The organism is Pedobacter sp. UBA5917 (assembly GCF_002432345.1).
GTDB lineage: Bacteria > Bacteroidota > Bacteroidia > Sphingobacteriales > Sphingobacteriaceae > Pedobacter.
Window position 1 is genome coordinate 1 of record NZ_DJDT01000299.1, and the last position, 22939, is coordinate 22939.

At 38.3% G+C, this 22939-nt stretch carries 24 protein-coding genes; 9 read left to right on the top strand and 15 right to left on the bottom strand.

Features of this window, described 5'->3' with window-relative positions:
• From B2V92_RS20720 to B2V92_RS20735, 4 genes are all read left to right on the top strand, one after another.
• On the top strand, positions 1–212 hold a 212-nt coding region (locus B2V92_RS20720; RefSeq protein WP_293311844.1), incomplete at its 5' end, for a GNAT family N-acetyltransferase.
• A 44-nt stretch (positions 213–256) separates the two neighbouring features.
• A complete protein-coding gene (locus tag B2V92_RS20725; RefSeq protein ID WP_025144571.1) occupies positions 257–469 on the top strand; it encodes an alkylphosphonate utilization protein in 213 nt (70 codons plus the stop codon).
• 82 nt (positions 470–551) lie between these two features.
• Positions 552–950, top strand: coding sequence for an META domain-containing protein (locus tag B2V92_RS20730; protein ID WP_293311847.1), 399 nt, complete (start codon positions 552–554; stop codon positions 948–950).
• 74 nt (positions 951–1024) lie between these two features.
• Positions 1025–1939, top strand: coding sequence for a YihY/virulence factor BrkB family protein (locus tag B2V92_RS20735; protein ID WP_293311849.1), 915 nt, complete (start codon positions 1025–1027; stop codon positions 1937–1939).
• A 67-nt stretch (positions 1940–2006) separates the two neighbouring features.
• Here the strand turns inward: B2V92_RS20735 and B2V92_RS20740 are convergent, their stop codons facing one another.
• The 3 genes from B2V92_RS20740 to B2V92_RS20750 form a co-directional block, all read right to left on the bottom strand.
• Positions 2007–2741 (bottom strand): DUF6794 domain-containing protein, encoded by a 735-nt coding sequence (locus B2V92_RS20740; RefSeq protein WP_349681444.1) that lies wholly within the window; start codon positions 2739–2741, stop codon positions 2007–2009.
• A gap of 78 nt (positions 2742–2819) precedes the next feature.
• Positions 2820–3410 carry a porin family protein gene (locus B2V92_RS20745; RefSeq protein WP_293311853.1) on the bottom strand — a complete coding sequence of 197 codons (591 nt, stop codon included), beginning with the start codon at positions 3408–3410 and terminating at the stop codon, positions 2820–2822.
• Between the two features lie 11 nt (positions 3411–3421).
• A complete protein-coding gene (locus B2V92_RS20750; RefSeq protein ID WP_293311855.1) occupies positions 3422–3718 on the bottom strand; it encodes a hypothetical protein in 297 nt (98 codons plus the stop codon).
• A gap of 132 nt (positions 3719–3850) precedes the next feature.
• Between B2V92_RS20750 and B2V92_RS20755 the strand changes: the two genes are divergently transcribed.
• Entirely contained in the window at positions 3851–5005 is a 1155-nt protein-coding gene (locus B2V92_RS20755; RefSeq protein ID WP_293311857.1) for a tetratricopeptide repeat protein, read from the top strand.
• On the opposite strand, the gene B2V92_RS20760 is transcribed toward B2V92_RS20755, so the two are convergent.
• From B2V92_RS20760 to B2V92_RS20785, 6 genes are all read right to left on the bottom strand, one after another.
• On the bottom strand, positions 5002–5463 hold the full coding sequence (locus B2V92_RS20760; RefSeq protein ID WP_293311859.1) for a DUF4268 domain-containing protein: 462 nt from the start codon (positions 5461–5463) through the stop codon (positions 5002–5004). The genes B2V92_RS20755 and B2V92_RS20760 overlap by 4 nt on opposite strands.
• A 220-nt stretch (positions 5464–5683) precedes the next feature.
• Entirely contained in the window at positions 5684–8332 is a 2649-nt protein-coding gene (locus B2V92_RS20765; protein ID WP_293311861.1) for a glycoside hydrolase family 78 protein, read from the bottom strand.
• A gap of 166 nt (positions 8333–8498) precedes the next feature.
• Positions 8499–9083 carry a riboflavin synthase gene (locus tag B2V92_RS20770; RefSeq protein ID WP_293311863.1) on the bottom strand — a complete coding sequence of 195 codons (585 nt, stop codon included), beginning with the start codon at positions 9081–9083 and terminating at the stop codon, positions 8499–8501.
• A gap of 218 nt (positions 9084–9301) precedes the next feature.
• Positions 9302–10813, bottom strand: a complete 1512-nt coding sequence (gene accC, locus B2V92_RS20775) for an acetyl-CoA carboxylase biotin carboxylase subunit (protein WP_293311865.1) — start codon at positions 10811–10813, stop codon at positions 9302–9304.
• A gap of 10 nt (positions 10814–10823) precedes the next feature.
• On the bottom strand, positions 10824–11600 hold the full coding sequence (locus tag B2V92_RS20780; protein WP_293311867.1) for a hypothetical protein: 777 nt from the start codon (positions 11598–11600) through the stop codon (positions 10824–10826).
• Positions 11601–11645: 45 nt separating this feature from the next.
• Entirely contained in the window at positions 11646–12668 is a 1023-nt protein-coding gene (locus B2V92_RS20785; protein ID WP_293311869.1) for a threonine aldolase family protein, read from the bottom strand.
• 220 nt (positions 12669–12888) lie between these two features.
• Between B2V92_RS20785 and B2V92_RS20790 the strand changes: the two genes are divergently transcribed.
• A complete protein-coding gene (locus tag B2V92_RS20790; RefSeq protein WP_293311871.1) occupies positions 12889–13749 on the top strand; it encodes an N-acetylglucosamine kinase in 861 nt (286 codons plus the stop codon).
• A gap of 149 nt (positions 13750–13898) precedes the next feature.
• On the opposite strand, the gene B2V92_RS20795 is transcribed toward B2V92_RS20790, so the two are convergent.
• Positions 13899–14588: an NUDIX hydrolase gene (locus B2V92_RS20795; RefSeq protein ID WP_293311873.1), complete on the bottom strand. Its 690-nt coding sequence runs from the start codon at positions 14586–14588 to the stop codon at positions 13899–13901.
• Positions 14589–14699: 111 nt separating this feature from the next.
• Between B2V92_RS20795 and pfkA the strand changes: the two genes are divergently transcribed.
• The 3 genes from pfkA to gap are packed head-to-tail and all read left to right on the top strand — an operon-like array spanning position 14700 to position 17537.
• Positions 14700–15686, top strand: a complete 987-nt coding sequence (gene pfkA, locus B2V92_RS20800; protein WP_293311875.1) for a 6-phosphofructokinase — start codon at positions 14700–14702, stop codon at positions 15684–15686.
• Position 15687: 1 nt separating this feature from the next.
• Complete coding sequence (locus B2V92_RS20805) at positions 15688–16530, top strand: hypothetical protein (RefSeq protein WP_293311877.1); 843 nt, start codon at positions 15688–15690, stop codon at positions 16528–16530.
• Positions 16531–16538: 8 nt separating this feature from the next.
• A complete protein-coding gene (gene gap, locus B2V92_RS20810; RefSeq protein ID WP_090499152.1) occupies positions 16539–17537 on the top strand; it encodes a type I glyceraldehyde-3-phosphate dehydrogenase in 999 nt (332 codons plus the stop codon).
• Between the two features lie 616 nt (positions 17538–18153).
• Here the strand turns inward: gap and B2V92_RS20815 are convergent.
• The 5 genes from B2V92_RS20815 to B2V92_RS20835 all read right to left on the bottom strand — a co-directional run bounded on the left by B2V92_RS20815 (position 18154) and on the right by B2V92_RS20835 (position 22917).
• Complete coding sequence (locus B2V92_RS20815) at positions 18154–18936, bottom strand: hypothetical protein (RefSeq protein WP_293311881.1); 783 nt, start codon at positions 18934–18936, stop codon at positions 18154–18156.
• A gap of 16 nt (positions 18937–18952) precedes the next feature.
• Positions 18953–19702, bottom strand: a complete 750-nt coding sequence (locus B2V92_RS20820; protein ID WP_293311883.1) for a metallophosphoesterase — start codon at positions 19700–19702, stop codon at positions 18953–18955.
• 30 nt (positions 19703–19732) lie between these two features.
• The gene (locus B2V92_RS20825) at positions 19733–20647 is read right to left on the bottom strand and encodes a tetratricopeptide repeat protein (RefSeq protein ID WP_293311885.1); all 915 of its coding nucleotides are present in this window, start codon (positions 20645–20647) and stop codon (positions 19733–19735) included.
• A 665-nt stretch (positions 20648–21312) separates the two neighbouring features.
• Positions 21313–21873 (bottom strand): hypothetical protein, encoded by a 561-nt coding sequence (locus tag B2V92_RS20830; RefSeq protein WP_293311887.1) that lies wholly within the window; start codon positions 21871–21873, stop codon positions 21313–21315.
• Positions 21874–22068: 195 nt separating this feature from the next.
• Positions 22069–22917, bottom strand: coding sequence for a DUF7003 family protein (locus B2V92_RS20835; RefSeq protein WP_293311889.1), 849 nt, complete (start codon positions 22915–22917; stop codon positions 22069–22071).
• Positions 22918–22939: the final 22 nt, after the last annotated feature.

Genomic DNA, 22939 nt, shown 5'->3' on the forward strand with positions numbered 1-22939 from the left:
GTTTTTGGGGAAAAGGTTTTGCCACAGAAGCCGCAATAGCAGCACGTGATTATGGCTTTAATGAACTTAAACTTGATGAGATTATCGGCATTGCAGATATCAATAACCTTGGTTCCATCCATGTGCTTGAAAAAGTTGGTTTGAAAAAAATCTCTGTTTTCGAACACCATGGCATTACACACCATTGGATGAAGGTTGAAAAACAACCATAGATTATCCATTTTTAATTCTATTTTCGCCGTTAAATCGAAAAAACATGGAAACTAAAGATAGCAACGGCAATATTTTAAACGAAGGAGATTCAGTTACCGTTATCAAAACCTTAAAGGTAAAGGGTATGGCAAGTGATATTAAACAGGGTACTGCCGTTAAAAATATCCGTTTAACCGATGATCCGAAGGCTATCGAAGGTAAAGTAAACGGAACAGTTCTGGTGTTAAAAACCGAATTTCTGAAAAAGAAAAACTAATTATCTTTTAATCAACAGGATATCATTATTTTATTGGTTTAGTTTTTGATGGTAAAAAAGGAAATCATTAAACCTTATCATCATGAAAAAACTGATCCTCTGCGCTGTGCTGCTCTTCTTATTGGGCTCATGTAAAGAAAAATTAGATCCGGCAAGCTTTACCAATACCAAATGGGAGCTGACCGAACTACCGGGCTTAACTTTGCCAGCATCAGCAAAAGCAACCCTTAATTTTGCAGATAGTTTAAAAATCAGCGGAAAATCTTTTTGCAACGGCTATGGTGGCAGGGCCGAAATTGCAGATAATAAAATAACCGTTAAAAATGTTTTCGGCACAAAAATGTTCTGTCAGGAAACCGATGCAGCAGAACGCTCCTATCTTCATGCCTTAAACCAGGTAAATGGTGCCAAATTAACCGACAATAAGCTCTATTTATTAAATGGGGATAAAACATTGCTTGTTTTCACCAAAACGAACTAGAATCTTTACAATCATAAAAAGGCTGAATAAAGTATTTTTACTATTTTCGGCCTTTTGAGTTTAACGCAGGAGCGATGCCATCGATAATAGAAGATCTGAAGTTTTTTTTCTCAACCGTAAGAAAAGCATTTAATTTATTTCAACAGAATGATCCTTTACGCCTGGCCGGTGCAACTGCCTTTTTCACCAATTTTGCCCTACCCCCCATCCTCATTATCCTGATCAGGCTTTTTGGTCTGTTTACCGACAGAAGGTTATTGGCCACACATCTTTTCGAACGTTTAGCCAGTATACTCGACAATCAAAGCATCACGCAGATCAGAACTACATTGAGGAATATCCGCGGGATTGATCAGGCCTGGTATGTTACCTTATTCAGTTTTATATTTTTCCTTTTTGTAGCCACAACCCTGTTTAACGTAATTAAAAATTCGCTGGAACAGATCTGGAACATTGCACAGGACAAAAAAGGCATCATCAGCACACTTAAATCAAGGGCCATATCGGTTACCATCATCTTATTGGCCGGCATATTGTTCTTTATCGGATTATTGGCCGATAGTGTACAGGCATATATTGGTGCCTATTTAAAAAATGGCGCCCCTTCAATCGGCCTGATTTTAACCTCAGTAATCAATCAACTGGTATTTGTGGTAATTGTAACTACATGGTTTACTATCCTTTTCAGGTATTTAACCAACGGAAGGCCAACCTGGCGTGCGGCAATTTCAGGAGGCTTATTAACGGGATGTCTTTTTACTGCAGGTAAATACATTTTAAGGATTTTGTTGCCGCTGAGCAATATCAGTAACATTTACGGATCAGCAGGTTCCATTATCGTAATCATGCTTTTCGTATTCTATTCATCGCTGATATTCTATTTCGGGGCTTCATTTATTAAAGCATTAAGTATTGGCAGGGCAACCCCTATTGTGCCCAAAAACGGATCGTTTGCTTACGAGCTTACAGAAGTTGAGCTTGAGAAATAAGAGTAAATGATTAACTTATTGTCGGATGGTAACATCCGACAGCACAAAAAAGTCTATATCTGATGGCTTAAAGTGGCTCTACTTTAAGTCCGGACAGCGAAAAATCATAATCATCACCCACACTTACCTTTTTCATCAAAATTTCAGTATCATTCCTATTGAGTGATGTTATTCTCACTTTGAAAAATACATTTTTTGGTGAATTGATATTGTACTTTTTCACCACTATGCCTTCAATTTTTAGATCTTTTTTCCCGTCAAAAGTCCAGTTTTCATTGGGGCACATGTAATATACAGCATTCCGCCCATCCTGATCTTCTGGAACAGGCATATAAATTGAAACCTTGTCTCCTTTATTAAATTGTTTAAAAGTCGATAATGCAATTTCACTCTGCTTACTATCACAATCTGAAATGGTTTTCCAGTAATCCAGATATACTTTTATCTGGCCTTCAAGATCAATGTTTTTACCATTTAGTTCACGGTGCAATGATGTTATAATTACCGATGAAATATCATCCGGATGGTTAAGGCCCAGCGATTTGAAATAATTGATCAGAGGAGGATTTCTATTTCCCCAAAGCCATTTATTTCTGATCCACATACCGGTAGAAAAATGCATTTCAGCAACTGCTTTAGTTTCTTCCATCTGTTTAAATTCATCCAGTTGGGCTTTTGGGCTACTTTGTTTCAAATATAATATGGCCTCATTTAAATTTTTAGGAGCTGCCTTTTTTTGCTGCGAACTACATGCCACAGCAATCGCACATAATGTAAATAACAAAATAAATTTAGCGCTCATATTAAATCCCGGGATTTGAAATAAAAAAAAAGGTGTTCATTGTTGAAATGAACACCTCTTTAAAGCTAGAAAATTATATTACAAAATCCTATACTCCAGGCCAACTGTAAATAAATTCAGCTTGGTACCCGGATAGCCAGATTTGTTGATTTTAGATAACCCCAATTCGTAACGGGCATCAAAACTTAACTTTTTAATGTCTAAGCCTGCACCAAACTGCCATGCCAGCGCCTGGTTTTTAAAATCGGCTTTGAAAACACTTCCTGCTGCCTGACCGAAACTCTGGTTTTCATCCAATATCAATGAAAACATTGGTCCGGTGTTTAAGCGAAGACCAACTCCGGCAGCTCCAAACTTTGTACCGATTAATAAAGGCACGTCCAAACTGGTGAAATTCACTCTGTTTACCTCTCCTGTTGCATCGCTTACCAGGTTTGCTTTTTTACCCGAAACATAAAGCTCCGGTTGAAAATGAATTCCTGCAGCACCTATCCTAGCCCAAAGTCCGCCATAAAAACCTGCCCGGTTTTTACTGCTAAAAGTGTTTTCACTATCAAATTTAGATAAATTTGCGCCAGCCTTTATACCCAGCTGGAAAGTAGGTAATACCTGTGCACTTGCGAAAAATGCAACAAGTAAAAATGCAACGGTTAAAGATAAAAATTTCATATACAGTTAATTTAGTTTGTGGCGTTGTTAATGGCTTCCTGCTCTTTTAAAGCATCAACATTATTTTTATCGCCGAAATTTTGTGTTTTACCTGCAAAGTAATCTAAAATTCCCGAAATTGTATCTAAGTTATCGGCTAAATTTTGATGAACATCCGGTAAATCTTTTTCCAAACGGCTATCGCCCAGTTCGATATTATCAACTTCAATTTTACCGATTTTCTGAATAAGTGCCTGCTGAGAGTTTTGCAAATCTTCTAATTCACGCACAATCTTTTCCATTAATTCAAACTTCTTTAGAGTATTCATAGGTTCTTATTTTTAAGTTCAACTTTCTTAATAAACCCCTTAGCCCCTATTTTGTTTTATTCCACCCTGCTTTTAACAAATCGATTTGCAAATTTCAAAAACAACTAATAAATTAGTTTAAAATTATCAGCCATGAAACACCTGCTCGTTTTAATCGCATTATTAGGTTTAAATTTAACGCTTTACGCCCAAAATGGCAATGCATTGGATAAAGAAAAACTTTTCGATTTTTACCAGAGTCAGCGTTATGCCGATGCGGCCCAATATCTAAAAAGTATTTATGGCGAAGAGGTTAACGATTTTAAAATTTTAAGCCAGATCGGCTATTGTTTTTTAATGGCCGGAAATAATGTTGAAGCAGAAAAATTCTACAGCAAGGCCTATGCACTTCAGCCGTTAAACCTACCTATTCTCTTTAGTTTGGGCAGCATCAATACCAAAAGGGGAAATACCGAAAAAGCCAAACGTTATTATGGTGAAGTGGTAAAAATAGACAGCAATAACTTTAATGTATATAAGCTGCTGGCCAATATGTACAGCTCACCGAAAGAAGATTCGGTAAAAATAATCTACCTGTTAAAGGCCAATAAAATTAACCCGTTAGAAGGCGATGTTGCTATTGATCTTGCAGAAGTGCATTCGGATTACCAGCAATATGAAAAAGCTTATGGTGTACTCGATATTGCGATTAAAGGCGATAGCGATAACCTGGTATTGCAAAGGGCGAAACTTCCGATAGCCAACCAGCTAAAAAAATATGCGGAAGTGATTGCCTCTGGCGAAAAATTATTAAAAGATGGTGCAGATGCAGGCGTAATAAAAGATGTAGCAAAGGCTTATTATTATACCAAGAAATACCAGAGGGCAATTGATCTATTTAAAATGCTCGAAGCAGCTGCTATGGAAAATGAAGCTACCTTATACTATACTTCACTTAGTTACCGGGCTTTAAAAAATTATGCACAGGCAGCTTTTTATACTAAAAAAACGATAGATGAGGCCATTTCGCCCAATACTTCGAGTTATTATTCTTTATTGGGATTGGTTTATGAGGAAAACAACCAGTTAACACTTGCAAATGCGGCCTATCAAAAAGGCCTTCAGTTTAAAGTTGTTCCTACTTTGTATTACCGCATGGCGGTATTTTACGATACCAGAATGAAACAACCGGGCAATGCGCTTAAATATTATATGCTCTATTTAAAAAGCAAACCGAGTTTGCTAAACGACAAGGAAGAAATCAAATTTACCAAAGACAGGATCGCGCAGCTCAACCTGACTGATTAAACCAAGTCTTCGAAAACAGGTTTTACATTGTCCCAAAATTCGTCAAGAGCAATAATTCTTGGCTTAAAAAAGGAAATGAGATCTGGCCAGTGCTGCTGGTTAAATATGCTAACCCCGCTTATACTGATGGAAATTAAGGAAATAGTTTTGCCAAATTCGTCTGTTGAATCTTTAATCCAGTCCCACTCTTCGTTTACGGTATTGGTAAACATCAGTTTAAATTCTTCGAACTGCTCAAATATGAGGTGCCTGATATCGGCATCGTGATGCGAGAGCTGAATGCTGATAAAAGCTTTTTTATTATCTACATCCATTTTAAAGAAGATGTTCTTTACTCCTGTTTTATAGTTGGTCCAGTTTACGGTAGAACCACCGGCCGAAGGAACGGGTTTCATATATTGCCCGAAACTGATCCAAAACTGTTGACGTAACCTTGCTGATTCTTCTTTACTGTACATTTATTTTTAAGCTTAATTACCGTCATCTCATCTTGCACAAAATGGCATGAGACTTCGGTGCGCTCCCCATTGTTAACAAAATTCAAAAAAAAGTCGTCATCTCGACCGAAACGCAGTGAAGCGGAGAGATCTAACTCGAGACAGATTTCTCGACTCCGTTGCACTCCGCTCGAAATGACGATCTTTTGTGTCTTTTTACCGAAGCTGCAATGATAAGCGATTAATATTTATATTCAAAATGATAGCTACCCGAACCTATTTCTTCTTTTTTATCGGTTTTTGGCAAAATTACCTTAGCAGTTGTATTGGCCGGAACGGTTACATCGAGTTTAAAAATTCCGTTGACAATCGTCCACGATGATTTTATGGTACCATAAGCGGTTTCGAGTTCTGCCGAGGCATTGGTTAATTTACCGCCCGGCCTTGGTGCAATTAAAATTGCTTTATAGCCTGGCTGTGTAGACACGGGATTAATACCGGCAATATTTTTATACATCCAATCGCCGATTGCGCCATAAGCATAATGGTTAAATGAGTTCATATCAGCCGTTTGGAAAGATCCATCCTGTTTAATACCGTCCCAACGTTCCCAAATGGTGGTTGCGCCCATTTTTACCGGGTAAAGCCATGAAGGGTAACTTTCCTGCAATAATAAATCGTAAGCTACATCCTCATGTCCAAACCGGCTCAATACATGGCAAAGATAAGGCGTACCTAAAAAGCCCGTAGTTAAGTGGTTTCCATAATCGCGCACATTATCAACCAGCCTTTGTGCAGCCTGCGCACGTAAATTTTCGGGCAGCATATCAAACTGCAGGGCCAAAACATAAGCAGTTTGTGTATTCGAAATCAATTTGCCGCTCGGCGTCATGTTTTCTTTAATGTAGGCTTCCTTTATTTTTTCCAAAAGGTCGCTGTACTTGGCCACATCATCTGTTTTGCCGAGCACCCTGGCCGCGTTTAATAGCAATTGTGTAGAATGCGCATAAAATGTTTGTGCAATCATGTATTTATCGGTTACCGCCGCGCGACCATCATTATCATCGATCGGGCGGTAGAATAACCAATCACCAAAATGAAAACCGGTATTCCAAAGGTTATTTTTAGACTTTGAAGAAATGTAATCGACCCATTTTTTCATACTGTCGTATTGTGTTTCCAAAAGGCCTTTATCGCCATACAATATATACATGTCCCATGGGATAATGGTGGCTACATCGGCCCAACCTGCAGAACCTGCATCATTCTGGTTTAATACATTCGGTACAACAAAAGGAACGCTGCCGTTTGGAAGTTGGTCTGCAGAAACATCTTTTAACCATTTGGTGAAAAAGCCCGATACATCCATATTATATGCCGCTGTGGCAGCAAATGCCTGTGCATCGCCCGTCCAGCCTAAACGCTCATCCCGCTGTGGACAATCTGTTGGCACATCAACAAAGTTCCCTTTCTGCCCCCATTGAATATTGTGCTGCAATTGGTTTAACAAAGGATTTGATGTGCTGAATTTCCCACTCGTTTTCATATCCGAATAAACAGCAACAGCAGTAAGATCCGATAATTTCAGTTCTCCCGGATAACCATCAATTTTTACATACCTGAAACCCTGGAAAGAAAAATGCGGTTCGAATACCTGCTCGGCTTCACCTTTTAAAATATAATTGTTCTGCTGTTTTGCGGTGCGGAGATTGGTAGTATAAAAATTCCCTTCTTTCGTTAACACCTCAGCATGGCTGATGGTAATTTTTGTACCCGCAGCTCCTTTTGCTTTTAGCATTACCCAGCCAACCAGGTTCTGCCCAAAATCAACCACAGTTTCGCCCACAGGCGTTTTAAATATTTTTAAAGCTTTAAATTCTTCGTGTTTACGCACCTGCGGACCACTCATGCCCACCAGTTTTTCCGGTCCGTTGGCCAGTTCCTGCACGGGTTTCCAGCTGGCATTTTCTTTAAAGTTCGTGTTGTTCCAACCCAACTGTTCAAACCGGGCATCGTAAGTATCCCCATCGTAAATATTGGATGTCCTAATTGCTCCATAACTGGTTTTCCAGCTGTTATCGCTTACAATGGTTTCTTTGCTGCCATCGGTATATTCAACTTCAAGCTGTAGCAACAACGCCCTTGTATTGCCATAAAATTCTTTTTGAGAACCAAAACCGATCCTTCCTTTATACCAGCCATCGCCCAGTGAAACACCAATTACGTTTGATCCTTTTTTCAGTGTTTTACCCAGTTCGTAAACCTGGTACTGGATATGGTTTTTATAACTCGTCCAGCCGGGAGCAAAATAACTGTCGCTTACCCTTTCGCCATTAATACCCGCTTCATACAAACCTTTTGCGGTAATATAGGCCGTAGCAGAGCGCACATCTTTTTTTAAGCTGAATTCTTTTCTGAATAACGGACTGGCTAGCGAAGTATCTTTCCCTTCAACCGCAATCCATTTCGCTTTCCAATCTTCGGGTTTCAATCCGGTTTGAAAGTATTGCATCGGCGACCATGCGGAGGTATTTCCATGGTTATCTTTTACCTTAACCTGCCAGAAATATTTGGTTTTTGATGATAATTGAGGTCCATCATAGGCGATAAGTACCGACTGATCGTTGTTTACAGTCGTTTTCCATAAAACTTTATCAATTTTTGCAGCTGTACCCAACCTGATTTCATAATTACCCTGTTTGGTATTTTTTACATCTGAGATGATTTTCCAGCTGAACCTGGGTTTCGGATTATCAATACTGAGCGGATTTGTTAAATGCTCTACAGTTAAATCTTTTACCGAAATTTTCTGCGCCGATAACTGGTTAACAAAAGAAAACAGCAGGGCAATGGTTAGCATTGCACCTGTGTTACGGGAAATCTTTTTCATAAATGGTTAGTGTTATATTTTTGGTCTTAACACTACGATAATCAGCAATATAATCCGGCCAACCATCCTGCACTGTCATGAAAAATTAAACGTTAAAACAACGCCTATTAACACGCAAAATATTGATAATTAAACAACTAAAGCAAAATCAACAAAGAAATAAAAATTATCTATTCATTAATCTGGCTACATATTTGCCAATGATATCGAACTCCAGATTTACGGTATCGCCAACTTCTACTTCCTGTAAATTGGTATGTTCGAAGGTATAAGGGATAATAAATACCGAAAATTCATCAGCTTCCGAATTAACTACGGTTAGGCTGATACCATTAACACAGGCAGAACCTTTTTCTACGGTTACATTTCCAGCAGTAGCATCGTATTTAAAACGGTATTCCCAACTGCCGTCAAGCGCTTCGCGTTTAACACAAACCGCAGTTTGATCTACATGCCCCTGTACAATGTGTCCGTCTAAACGGGCATTCATCTGCATACATCGTTCAAGGTTGATTTTACTGCCCACCTTTAAACCATCAAGATTGGTTTTATTCAGGGTTTCATCAATCGCCGTAACCGTATGCGTTCCGTCGTTTAAAGCCACTACAGTCAAGCATACGCCGTTATGTGCCACACTCTGATCGATTTTCAACTCATGGCTAATGGCCGACGAAATGGTAAAATGGATATTGGTATGATCGTTTTTGATGGCGGTAACTTCGCCAAGTGTTTCTATTATTCCTGTGAACATTTTGTTGTTTTTTGTTGGGTCGTCATTTTGCCATTCCTTCGTGATCTCAGCTGCCCTGAATTTCACTTCTTCACAAACTCAGAAGAAAGTCGTCATCTCGACTGGAGCAAAGCGGAATGGAGAGATCTATCTCGAGATAGATTTCTCGGCTACGTTACACTCCGCTCGAAATGACGGTGTGGAGGAGTTTTGTTACCAATGAGGATCGCTCAAATTATCTAATATTTCAATCTATTTTTTCTCCAGTCCGAAGTATTTTTAACCACCTCATCACTCATTTTTATATCCTTTTTCTGGAATAATTTAGCGGCAATTACTGCGGCAATAAGTGCTTCTGTTTCATCCTGTGCCTTTAAACTTTCAGGTTTAAAGTATTTGCCTACAAAGTGGGTATCAAAATTACCACTTTTAAAAGCTTCGTGCTGCATTACAAATTTACCAAAAGCCAGGGTAGTTTCTATCCCCGTAATATCATATTCTTCAATTGCCCTCACCATTCTTTCGATGGCTTCTTCCCTATCTTTACCATAGGTGATCAGTTTGGCAATCATCGGATCGTAATAAATGGGGATTTCCATGCCCTGCTCAAAACCATCGTCAACCCTTACACCATTACCTTTTGGGGTATTGTAGGTTTGTAAAGTACCAATATCAGGGAGGAAATTATTGGCCGGATCTTCTGCATACACCCTTAATTCGATGGCATGTCCGCTTATTTTTAAATCTTCCTGGTTAAAACCTAATTTTTCGCCCGAAGCAATTTTAATCTGTTCTTTTACCAGGTCGATTCCCGTAATCAGTTCGCTTACCGGATGTTCTACCTGTAAACGGGTATTCATTTCGAGAAAAAAGAAATCCAGGTTTTCATCCAGGATAAATTCTACGGTACCAGCGCCGGTATAATTTACCGAACGGGCCACGTCTACTGCGCACTTACCCATCTGCTGCCTGATTTCTTCAGTTAAAACCGATGAAGGTGCTTCCTCTACCACTTTCTGGTGACGGCGCTGCACAGAGCATTCACGTTCGAAAAGGTGTACAATATTACCGTGGTTATCGCCCAAAACCTGTATTTCGATGTGCCTAGGCGAAGTAACATAACGTTCGATAAAAACAGCTCCATCGCCAAATGCAGAGGTAGCTTCGCTTACGGCAAGCTGCATCTGCTCTTCAAAATCATCGGCCTTTTCTACGATGCGCATCCCTTTGCCACCGCCACCTGCTGCCGCTTTAATCAAAATCGGAAAACCAACTTCGATGGCACGTTGTTTGGCTTCGTTCACATCCTGAATGGCCTCTTCCGTTCCGGGCACCATTGGGATGTTATATTTTAATGCGGCAGCTTTTGCAGATAGTTTATTACCCATAGTTTCCATTGCCTGCGGCGAAGGACCAACCAAAATCAAACCTGAATCGGCAACCAATTGTGCAAAACCTGCATTCTCGGATAAGAAACCATAACCCGGATGAATGGCTTCGGCCCCTGTTAATTTACAGGCATCGATAATTTTTTCTCCTACCAGATAACTTTGGTTAGAAGGTGCCGGACCGATAAAAACAGCTTCATCAGCATAACGTACATGCAATGCATTACGGTCGGCCTCAGAAAAAACGGCTACTGTTTTGATCCCCATTTCCTTTGCTGAGCGCATAATACGTAAAGCAATTTCGCCACGGTTGGCAATAAGCAGTTTGGATATTGGGGTTATGGGTTTGGAGTTGTTAGGCATATTTTTATATTTATTTCCACCACTTTTCTGATTCTTTTTTAAAAGCTATCTTAGATTCGGGCGAATTATAGTTATGGGCATAGGCCAACTGATAATTTTCCCAACCATTTTTAAGGTATTTCTCATTTACGCTAAACTCACCGGCACCAATATCCAGATCGCCACAACCAGGTATCCTATAATCACCCCAGTTGCATTTTTTGGTGATTTTGCTTTTATAACCTGTCCAGGCCCCTACAAATTCATTATTCGAAAAACCATCGGCCATCATATTTATCGTATCATAAAACATATTCCCCTTTGCATCCAGGGCAAAGTGGGTTGTCAGCTTTCCTTTTATAGAACCTGCTGAAATACTCTTCTGATCTTCGAAGAATAAAATATCAGCAACAATAAACCCCTGTTTAAATTTAGGTTTGTCGCTTTCTTTATAAAAACCGGCTTCGGTAATTTTAATTTTTCCCTGGAAGGAGCATATATTATTTTTCACCATGGTTTTTCCATAGGCAAAATACTCATTCGGTTTTTCGATGTCTTTAATAACGGAGATCAGGTGGATATAAAACCTTTGATAATTGTCGCCAATAAAACCAATGGCTTCCGCAGCTTTTATCTTTTTATTTTCGATTTCTTCATCCAGATCGGCTATACTATCCGAAACCCAGATTTTAGAAAAATCATATTTTGCCGTGCTGGCTACAAAATCTGTATGAGCAACCTGTTGTGCTTTAATCTTAATTGAACACACCAGCAACAAAAAGAGCGCGGAAAGTTTTATTGCTTTCATAGTGATTTTACATTTGGTTATAGCGGGCAAAATATAAGTTTCTGCTTAAAGGTGCAAAATTATTTCGATAGCTTGATCGATCATTTCTGCACTTAAATCCAAATGCGTAACCAAACGTACGGTGCTTGCACTGGTGGTGTTGCAATGCAATCCTTTTTCCTTTAACTGGTTTACAATTTTCTCTGCCGATCCCTTTTCCACCTCAAAAATCACAATATTGGTTTCTACCGGCATTACCGATTTTACATATTTTGCAGTGGCTAAAGCATTGGCCAAAGCCTGCGCATGGGCATGATCTTCTTTTAAACGCGTTACATGGTTATCGAGCGCATAAATACCTGCAGCTGCCAAAAACCCTGCCTGGCGCATCCCCCCACCAAAGGCTTTCCTTATTTTACGCGCTTTGCTGATCATCTGTTTGCTACCCAAAAGCACAGAGCCAACCGGTGCCCCCAACCCTTTGGATAAACAAACCGAAATACCATCGAAATATTTACCATATTCGCCGGCCTGATCACCCGTTGCGGTTAGTGCATTAAAAATACGTGCACCATCCAGATGCAATTTCAATCCTTTTATATTACAAAGATGATGAATTGGTGCAATCTGCGATAAGGTATAACAGCTTCCACCGCCCTTATTCACTGTATTTTCTAAAACTACCAAACTGGAATTCGGGTAGTGGATATTATCTTCATTAATTTCGGGCTCAATCAGCTCCGGAGTTAAGATACCGCGCTCGCCATGTAGCAACCTTACCGATGCTGCCGAGTGGAAGGCGATGCCCCCGATTTCGTAACGGTAAACGTGTGCCGTTTGGTCGCAGATCACCTCATCCATGGGTTGGGTAAAACACTTGATCGCAATCTGGTTGGTCATCGTTCCGGATGGGCAAAATAATCCGGCTTCCATATTAAAAGTTGAAGCCAGTTTTGTCTCCAGGGCATGCACCGTTTCGTCTTCACCAAAAACGTCATCCCCCACTTTTGCACTCATCATGGCATCCAGCATTCCGGCTGTTGGTTTGGTTACGGTATCACTCCTGAAATCTAAAAATCTGCTATTCATTTCGCTATTGGATTGTAAAATATTCTTGATGTTAAAAAAAAAGACCAATGCCTTTTCTGGTATAATTTTAAGGTTTTTCGGCGATTAAACGCCCTATATAGTGTATTTTTTACACACTTAATTTCCGACAACAACAAATTGTTAAAAAATTATTAAAAAAAAGGATACAAAATATAAGACTTTTTATACTTTTATCGTGCTAAAACCAAAAATAAATAAAATGATAGTAATTGCAGACGGCGGATCTACCAAAACAAATTGGTGCTTGATTAACGAGGCCGGCAGAAAAATTTACTTTAACACCGAAGGTTACAATCCATATTTCTCAAAAGGAGATTACATTGTGAAGTCTTTGAATGAGACTCTTCCAGACCACTTGGAAAGAGAGAAATTAACAGCGGTTTATTATTACGGTGCCGGCTGTTCTACACCTGCAAATGTTAAGATTGTTGCTGATGCGATGCAATTGATTTTTACCAATGCAACCATTTTTGTTGGTCATGATTTACTTGCCTCTTCTAGGGCGCTTCTTGGAAACGAGCCGGGATTTGCTGCTATTTTAGGTACAGGAACCAACTCATGCCTTTATGATGGATCAGAAATCACCATGAACATCGATTCTTTGGGTTATTTCCTGGGTGATGAAGGTAGCGGTTCGTACATCGGTAAACGTATTTTAAGCGATTACATGAAAGGTTATATGCCAAAAGGTTTACGTGAAGCTTTTTACGATAACTACGCTTTAACCAACGAAGATATTTTCGATAACATTTACAACAAGCCATTGCCAAACCGTTTCTGCGCAAGCTTTAGTAAATTCTTATACGATTTTAAAGATAGCTACGAGGACTATACTTTTGCAACCATCGATTATGCTTTCACTGCATTTTTCGAAGCTTTGGTAATCCACTATCCTAACTATAAAGACCACAAATTGAACTGTGTAGGTTCGGTAGGTTATAGTTTCCGCGATATTTTAAGTATTGTTGCCGACCGTTACGAAATGGGCGTGGGTAAGATTATCCGCTCACCTATAGATGACCTGGTTCACTATCACTTAGAGTTAGCGCCTAAAGTTTAGTCTTTAGTCCTAAGTCTGGAGTCTTTAGTCCAGAGTCCATATACCATAAAAAAATCCCGGTTTGAAATCAAACCGGGATTTTTCTTTTTATGTAGATTCAATTGCTTTGGTCTTTCAGCTTTAGTCTTTGGTCTTACAAACGCTCCATGCTAAAACGAAATCTCCTTACCAAACAACTTCGCGTATTTACGTTTATCAAAACGGTACAAGGTGGCTGCACGGTACGATACGCCTTTCTGTTTCTCATCAAGTTCTTTTAATACTCCGAAACTAACGATCTTCTTCCTGAAATTCCGTTTATCCAGTTTTTTACCTAAAACCAGTTCGTACACATGCTGTAATTGCGTTAAGGTAAACTTCTCTGGCAGAAGTTCGAAGGCAATCGGCTGGTGTTTGATACGGCGTTTTATCTTCTCTAAACCTTTATCGTATATTTTCTGGTGATCGAAAGCCAGTTTGGGCAGATCGGTAATCGGCAACCAGTTGGCACGTTTTGCGTAGGTACTTATCGGACGGAGTTCCTTATCACCGCCCAAACGGATCAGGGCATAATAGGCAAGCGTAATTACCCTACCCTGCGGGTGCCTGTTCGGGTCGCCGAAAGCATAATACTGCTCCATATAAATGCCGCGTAAACCGGTAAGTTCGTAAAGGATCCGCGCAGCGGATTGATCTAAACTCTCATCAGGCCCAACAATATTACCGGGCAACGCCCACCAATCTTTAAACGGTTCTTCATTCCTTTCGATAAGCAGGATTTTTAGCTCCTTACCATCAAATCCAAACAAAACGCAATCTATCGAGAATACAGAATCTAAATGAGGTAAAATTTGTTCCAAAGTAAAATTTAGTTATTTTAAGCAGATAAAGGTATAACTTTCAATAATAAGTAAAAAAAATAAAATAAATTACTTAGTGTAAAAAATACACACTATATTCGTATTATAAAGATGGAGCCAAATATAAAAAATATAGCTGTATTAACTTCTGGAGGCGACGCCCCAGGAATGAATGCTGCAATTAGAGCTGTTGTTCGTACCGGAATTTATCACGGCATTAATATGTTCGGGGTAATGCAGGGTTACCAGGGTTTAATAACCGACAACATAAAACCAATGGACGCCCGTTCGGTAAGTAATATTTTACACTTGGGTGGTACCATATTAAAAACTGCTCGCTGTTTAGAATTTAAAACAGACGAAGGTCAGCAGATTGCCTATAACAATTTAAAGAAAAACGATATCGACGGACTAGTGGTTATTGGTGGCGATGGAACCTTTACAGGTGCCAAACGCTTTTCTGAAACTTTTGGTGTTAAGGTAATCGGTATACCGGGCACAATTGATAACGACTTGGTAGGATCTGATTTTACCCTGGGTTACGATACAGCCATTAATACGGTGATCGAAGCGATCGATAAAATCAGGGATACTGCAGATGCGCACGACCGTTTGTTCTTTATTGAAGTAATGGGACGCGATTCGGGCTGTATTGCTTTAAGGAGTTCGATTGCCAGCGGTGCCGAAGCAGTATTGTTACCCGAAAAAGAAACCAGTGTAAACGAACTGATTGAAAAACTGGCCTTAGGTGCTGCAACCAAAAAATCGTCGAGTATTGTAATTGTTGCCGAAGGGCACAAACAGGGCGGTGCTTACGATATTGCAAAAAGGGTAAAGGAAACTTTCGATCATTACGACACCAAAGTAACCATCCTTGGCCACCTGCAACGTGGCGGTAGCCCGAGCAGTTTCGACAGAATTTTGGGCAGCCGTTTAGGTTTTGCGGCAGTAAATGCGTTAATTGCAGGCGAAACGGAACAAATGGTCGGTTTAAAAGGAAATGAAATAAAATTAACCAGCATAAGAGAGGCTTTAACGGCTCACTCCTTCAAATTAGAATCTGATTTATTGGAAATGACCGAAGTACTTTCGATATAATATGATAGCAGTTGTTTACAGCGGATCTAAGACGGCGTTTTGGAAAATCACCCAAAACGGACAGGTAGTGGCACACTGCAATACTACCGGCTTAAACCCCTGCTTTGTTGATCCGAAAACGATCTTACAGATTTTAAACAAAAAAGTTGCCCTGGTAAACAATGCCGAAAACATCAAAAAGATTTATTTCTTCGCCGCCGGGGCATCATCAGCAGACAGAAAAGAGGAACTGGCCAAAACCCTTTCATCATTTTTTAAATACAGCAAAGTTGTAGTAGAAAATGACCTTTTCGGTGCAGCCATTGCTGCCTGTTATAACCAGCCTGGTATTGTAGGCATGCTGGGCAGCGGTGCACATTGCGCCTATTTCGATGGAAAAAAACCGCTGAACAATAACTTCGGATTAGGCTATATCCTCGGAGACGAAGGTTCATCAAATTATTTCGGAAAAATACTCCTGAAAGAATTTTTAAGCCAAAAAATGCCAAAGGATATCGAAGCCAAATTTACGTTAACGCACAATCTAGACCGCCCTCAGATATTAGAACGTATTTACAATAAGCCACAGGCAAATATATTTCTGACCTCGTTTTTCGATTTCATTACCCAGAACAGCAAACACGAATATATCCGTAGGTTGATTGATGAGGGATTTGAAAAATATTTCGAAACCTACATTCTGCCAACCTCTCAAAAACATAAAGGCAGCGAGCTGCATATTGTAGGCAAGGTAGCTGCCGAACTGGAAGACAGGTTAAGGCTTACTGCAGGTAAATACGGACTAGAAATTAAAAGCATTATTAAAGAACCAATACAAAATTTACTAAAACATTACACTAATTAACAAAAACAATGAGCAAAATTGGAATAAACGGCTTTGGCCGTATTGGCCGACTGGTTTTCAGAGCCGCATTAAAAAGAGGATTGGATATTGTAGCGATCAATGATTTGATCGAGCCAGATTATATGGCATACATGTTAAAATATGATACTACCCACGGTAAATTTGATGGTACCATCGAAGTTGTTGACGGTAACTTAGTTGTTAATGGTAAAACAATCCGTGTAACCGCTGAAAGAAACCCAGCAGATTTAAAATGGGACGCTGTAGGTGTTGAAGTGGTAATCGAATCAACAGGTTTATTCTTAACCCGCGTTGATGCTGAGAAACACATCGCTGCAGGTGCTAAAAAAGTAGTTTTCTCTGCTCCTGCAAAAGATAGCGATATCCCTACTTATGTAATGGGTGTTAACCACGATAAATTAACTGCAGATCAAACTATCGTTTCTAATGCATCTTGTACAACCAACTGTTTAGCGCCTATTGCTAAAGTATTAAACGATAACTTCGGTATTGTTGAAGGTTTAATGAGTACTATCCACGCAGTAACTGCAACACAAAAAACAGTTGATGGTCCTTCGGCTAAAGACTGGAGAGGTGGCCGTGGTGGTTTCTCTAACATCATCCCTTCTTCTACAGGTGCTGCTAAGGCAGTAGGTATGGTTTTACCTGAATTAAAAGGTAAATTAACCGGTATGTCGTTCCGCGTTCCTGTTGCTGATGTTTCTGTTGTAGATTTAACTGCACGTTTAGAAAAACCAGCTACTTATGAGCAGATCAAAGCAGCTATGAAAGCAGCTTCTGAAGGCGAATTAAAAGGTGTGCTTGCCTACACTGAAGACGAAGTTGTTTCTTCTGACTTCATTGGTGATGACCACGCTTCTATTTTTGATGCAAAAGCTGGTATCTCATTGAACGATAATTTCGTTAAAGTGGTATCTTGGTACGATAACGAGTGGGGATATTCTTCTGCTTTAGCTAAATTCGTAGAATATTACGCTAGTTTATAATAAAAAAGCGCTTAAAGCGCTTTTTTAAATGCGATAAAAGGCAACATTATTCAATTAATGTTGCCTTTTTGTTTTAAACATAATTTTCATCTATAAATTATATTTTATTTTAAGCCTAAAAAATCATTTTCACACAAACACACACTTAAAAAACATCATAAAAAATAAAAAATAGTAAAAAATCATATAAAAAATTGATAAAAGTCATTTTTAAATAGAATTTTGAGACAATTTGACTATACAACATCATAATTTGATAATATTTAACAATTATTTAACATATTTTTGAGCTATATTTGCAATACAGTCGTTTTTAAAAGCAAAATCCACGAGAAAAAGATTAGTAAATAAAAAATGACAGAAAAAAAACTTAAATTTTTCTTAGTGTATTTTTTACACTATCAAATTTTTTCCTATATTTGTAGAGTAATAAACGGAACGATGTTTATTCACATTAAAAAAGATAAATCATTTTCTTGAAAAACTCCGGTTTAGATAGAAGATTAAAGACAAAGCCTGGCTCATAACAGGTTTATATTTGGTTAGAAAAAAGAGATACGTCTGGATGGAGTATCTCTTTTCTTATTTTAGGGGAAACGAAGTATACCGGATATAACTACATCCACCAATCTTTTTTCTTTGCAGCACCTTTAGTTTTAATAATAGCAGGATTAGGAGCCATATTTTTAAGTCTTATATCAACCCAACCATTTTTCATATACTTTTCCGAAACATTAAACTCACCAGCACCGATATCGAAATCACAATTAGAATTTGGTACGCGATAATCTCCCCAGTTACATTTTTTCGACAGCCCGTTATCATAAATTTTCCAGGCACCCACAAACGCATTATTAAAGTACCCGTCAGAATTTATATTGATGTTATCATATTTCAAGCTGTTATTTTTATCCAGGTACCATTTCGTTTTCAGGATTCCGGAAAAAACGCCAGCATATTTCTGCACTTTATCCTCAAACAATTCGTATTTGGCAATCAGTAAGCCCTGCGTTTTGGCAATACCTTTAAATTCATCGTCAACTCCAAAGTTTACACGCTTTGATTCCTTGATTTCCTGAATGGTTATCTTTCCTTTAAAACTACAGACATTCCCTTTTACGCTAGATTTTCCTTTAACCACGTACTGTGCCGGATTAACAGGATCTTTAACAATTTCCAAAAACTTAATCAAGATCCTTTGATGTTCATTCCCAATTATCCCATAAATCAAATCATTTTCGGTATGCAACCATAAATCTGAAAAGTTATATTTTACAAACTGCTTAGTTTTATCGACAGGAATTAGCGGTTCTCCATTCATAATATCCGTATGGCAGATCGACTGGGCATATAATTGAACAGAGCAGAGAAATAAAATGGCAAATTTTATATATTTCATAGTTTGATATGATTTATTAAGATATTTCTATTATCAATTCTTTAGTATAACCATTATATTTTTCACTGATATATCCATGTGGATTACAGATTACTTCAGTTTCAGCGATTTTATACCTTACAGGCGTATGGATATGCCCATGTATCCAATACATAGGCTTGTATTCTGCAATCATATCTTCAAGGTTTGAAGCATATGCAGAAGATATGGGATCAGCTTTACACAATGCAGGAAGCGATTTTATACTCGGTGCATGATGTGTGATGACCACATTTTTATAGCCTTTTGATTCGGCAAGACTATTTTGCAGCCAGTTTGTAGAAATCTGATGGATTTTATAGGTATCGATTGTCCTCAACTTAGAATAAGATGGATCACGCCTGATTAATTTATAATCATTCATCTTGCCCTGGCAAATGATCCCATACTCTACCGGACTACCAAACAGGGAAAAATCGGTCCATAAAGTTGCTCCATGAAACCTGATGCCTTCAAATTCCATAAAATTATTTTCCAATACATGAACATTTGAATCCTTAGACAGTTCTATTATTTTACGTAAGGTATTTGGGTAAGTACCTTTATAATATTCATGGTTACCTAAAACATAAATTACGGGTTTATCAGGAATATTTTCTTTGATCCACACAATACCTTTCGTACCAAGGTTAATATCGCCAGCCAGAATAACCAGATCCGCATTTTGGAAACTCAATTCCGAAATACCAAATTCGTGATGCAGATCGCTGATTACCTGTATTTTCATTTATTCTGATTTTTGCCTTTATGTTTTAAATTATTTACATTCTGCATCGATTCTTTTTTGCGCATCTGTTTCTCCAAGCGATTTCGCTTTTGTCCAATCCATGCAGGCGCCACTTTTATCGCCAAGATTAAATTTCGTATTTCCCCTGTTGTAATATGCAAGGCCATTATCAGGCTCCAACTCTATAACACGATTATAATCTATTAATGCCACGTCGTATTCACCGGCATCATCTTTATTGGTGGCTCTGATCAACAATGCATCAGTATAATCAGGATCTATTTCTAAAGCTTTGTCATAATCTCTCCGAGCAGCTTTATAACTATAAATCATCTCTTTACAATAACCCCTGGCCTGCCAGGCTTCTTTCATTTTAGGTGATGATTTTATTGCCACCGAAAAATAGATGATCGCTTTACCAAAGTTTCTTTTGTTAATTTCGTTAAGACCTTCATTATAAAAATCAACAGGAACTTCGGGGTCGGCTTCGAGATAACTTAAACTGCCTGGATCCGATAATGCACCATAACCATCCAACCTACAATCAAACTCATAACCTTTACAATATAAATCGATCACCCAAAACATTAAATCCTCTTCGGTGTAGGGCAAGGCGGTGGCTGTACCCGTTAAAATCCAGTGATCATCATCCTGAACGGGTTTTTCGAATTTAAAATCATAATTCTCCTGCAAAAAAGTACTTAATGTATCCAGCTTTTGCGAGCTGTCTGAAATAAAGTCTATATCAAACTTTGCTAGGGCGTAATCTTTAAAACCATCCTTCAGCATTCTTTTATAAACATTAGTGGCAACATACTTTTCTTCAGAATAACCACTATTAAACTCTTTTTTGGTAAAAAATCTACTATCCATTCCTTTATCTGATTGACTATAAACTGTTAATGATAAAAATAACAACAATAACCATATACCTATTTTTTTCATTTTAAATGATTACCTATAACCAGCAAAGAAAGCCTACTCATGTTACTTCATAATTAAACAATCGATAATTCAATTAATTTTTCTGGTGATAAAATAACCCAACCCTATTACCAAACAAAATACAACAACCGATTCGATATGTAAAGGTGACGATTGAAGAGAAACGGCCCATGATGAAAGGATAATATCTTTTCCTAAACCACTAAATAACAATAATAGCTCATTTATTAAGTTTGCGGTTAATATTAATAGCCCAAAAGCTAAACGCCAAAATCTCGCTTTCCGGAAATAGACGAACCAAAGGCTTTGTGTGGAAAACAGATATACCAATAGAAAAAATAAAATTTCGAACAAAAACAGGCTAAAGTTGTGACCTATAAAAGCGTATGATTCATATTCACTACCTGACAACCAGCCCAGTATTAAAATTAGAGGAAACTGCAAAAAATAGGCGATTCCTACTATCCTGATCAGCCAGGTAACAGCCACATCGGCTTTGCAAATGAATTCGTTTTTCCTAAAAAAGAAGAATCCAATACTCCAGCAAGCGTAAATTAATATGAGTTCGTGAAGGATACGGTATGGCAAAAAACTATTTAACATTGATGAGCATTAAAATTTAGAGTATGCAAATTACCAATTAATTACTTTTTCACCTAACCAGTTTATCTTCCGATTATTTTATGCCTCCAAACTGCAATTACATTGGTATCTGCATGATGCTCTTCTGGATTATTTTCAATAAGCAGTTTTTTAATCTCATAAGCTTTTTCAAAATTATCGATCAAGCCTTTAGCATTTAAATCAGAGGGCAAAAATGATTCATCAAAACCACCACAATTGGTTAGGGCACTGATACTAAAATCCTGATCCAATAATTCATAACCAACAAACTCGTATCCATCCACCGGAATATCGTTACATGGTTTATCTGGCTCTACAACCACAGCAAGCAAATTAAATTTACCACCTGGTATCATCCGTTTAAAAACATAATCAACCGTTGTAAACAGATCTGTTTGATAGAGATCAGAGATATGAATAAAATCCCAATCCGTTGCGTCATTGTAATCCGGCTTCACCAATACCTCATTCAACATTCCATCAAGCGAAACGAGCTCGGTTAAATGCGGTAACCTGGCCCATTGGATATAATCATTCCACAACATACCCTCCTGATTATAATACTGATCATAAGTACCGCGGGCAGTATATAAAAATGTCATTATTTTTTGTTTTTAATCCCATCAGCAAATTAACACATCGCAAAGATGTAATCATTGCCATAAAATATAATTGATACTACAAAGAAATTACTTTTGATGCACTTACCATTAACATCAGGCTTTCATCAGGAAAACCAACATCCGTTACTTCTACATTAATAAAAAGCCATATTTTCATTTACGGTATTTATTTGTTTACAAGTTCCCAGATTCCCAATTTTTCCAGCTGTTATTGGGCTTCTGGGTCGGTTTCCAATTCGCAGTATCCCTTGTTACAAGAATCTTGGCAATCAATTTATAAAGCTCCTGCCCACTCGGTAATACTTTATCATCGTAATGGCTTGAGTAGTGAAATTTGTCTATTGTCATTAATTTGGGAATATCTTTTGGGATATGCTGACGGATATCATTGTCTGTTGCACTGATCAATTCGGGGTCCGTTTCGTGCAGGTACCTTATAAAATCTGGGAAACCGATCAATTTATTAGGATTATCATATTCTTTAACCTTAATGCCCAGCTTTTCATAGTCGAGGTAATTATTGTTAAATGGCACAATTTTATCGCGGACCTTAATTTCCTTTATATCCCTGGCAATTATTTCGAAGCTTTCTTTACCTTCCTTGTCTTCAATTCTTGCAAATTCATCGGAATCAATGAGTGTTATGTCTGCCGTATTGCTGATATAGGTTGTTTCCTCAAATTTTTCAACAGAATAATTGATGCAGTTCCCAATGTAATCGAGTTCTATCGAAGCAGCAGTTGCGCGATTTTGATAACCGCTTTTTTCAAAAACTACCGCCCAACGTTTGTCATCGGCAAATAAATGGATCCTGTTGCCTGCCGTATTGAAATAACCGTGTTCAAGATCAAGGAAAAAGTTATATTTAATATCACCATGTTTTCCTGCAGGATAATATTTATCCGGAATGTCTTTAAATGACAGATCGAGTTGTTCCAATATTTCTTTTTCTGTAAACCTTACTACGCTACTTTTTGTGGGGTCGTGTGTTATTTCCCCGAAACAAGCGCATAATAGTAGCATTGTTGCGATTAGCAATCGATCC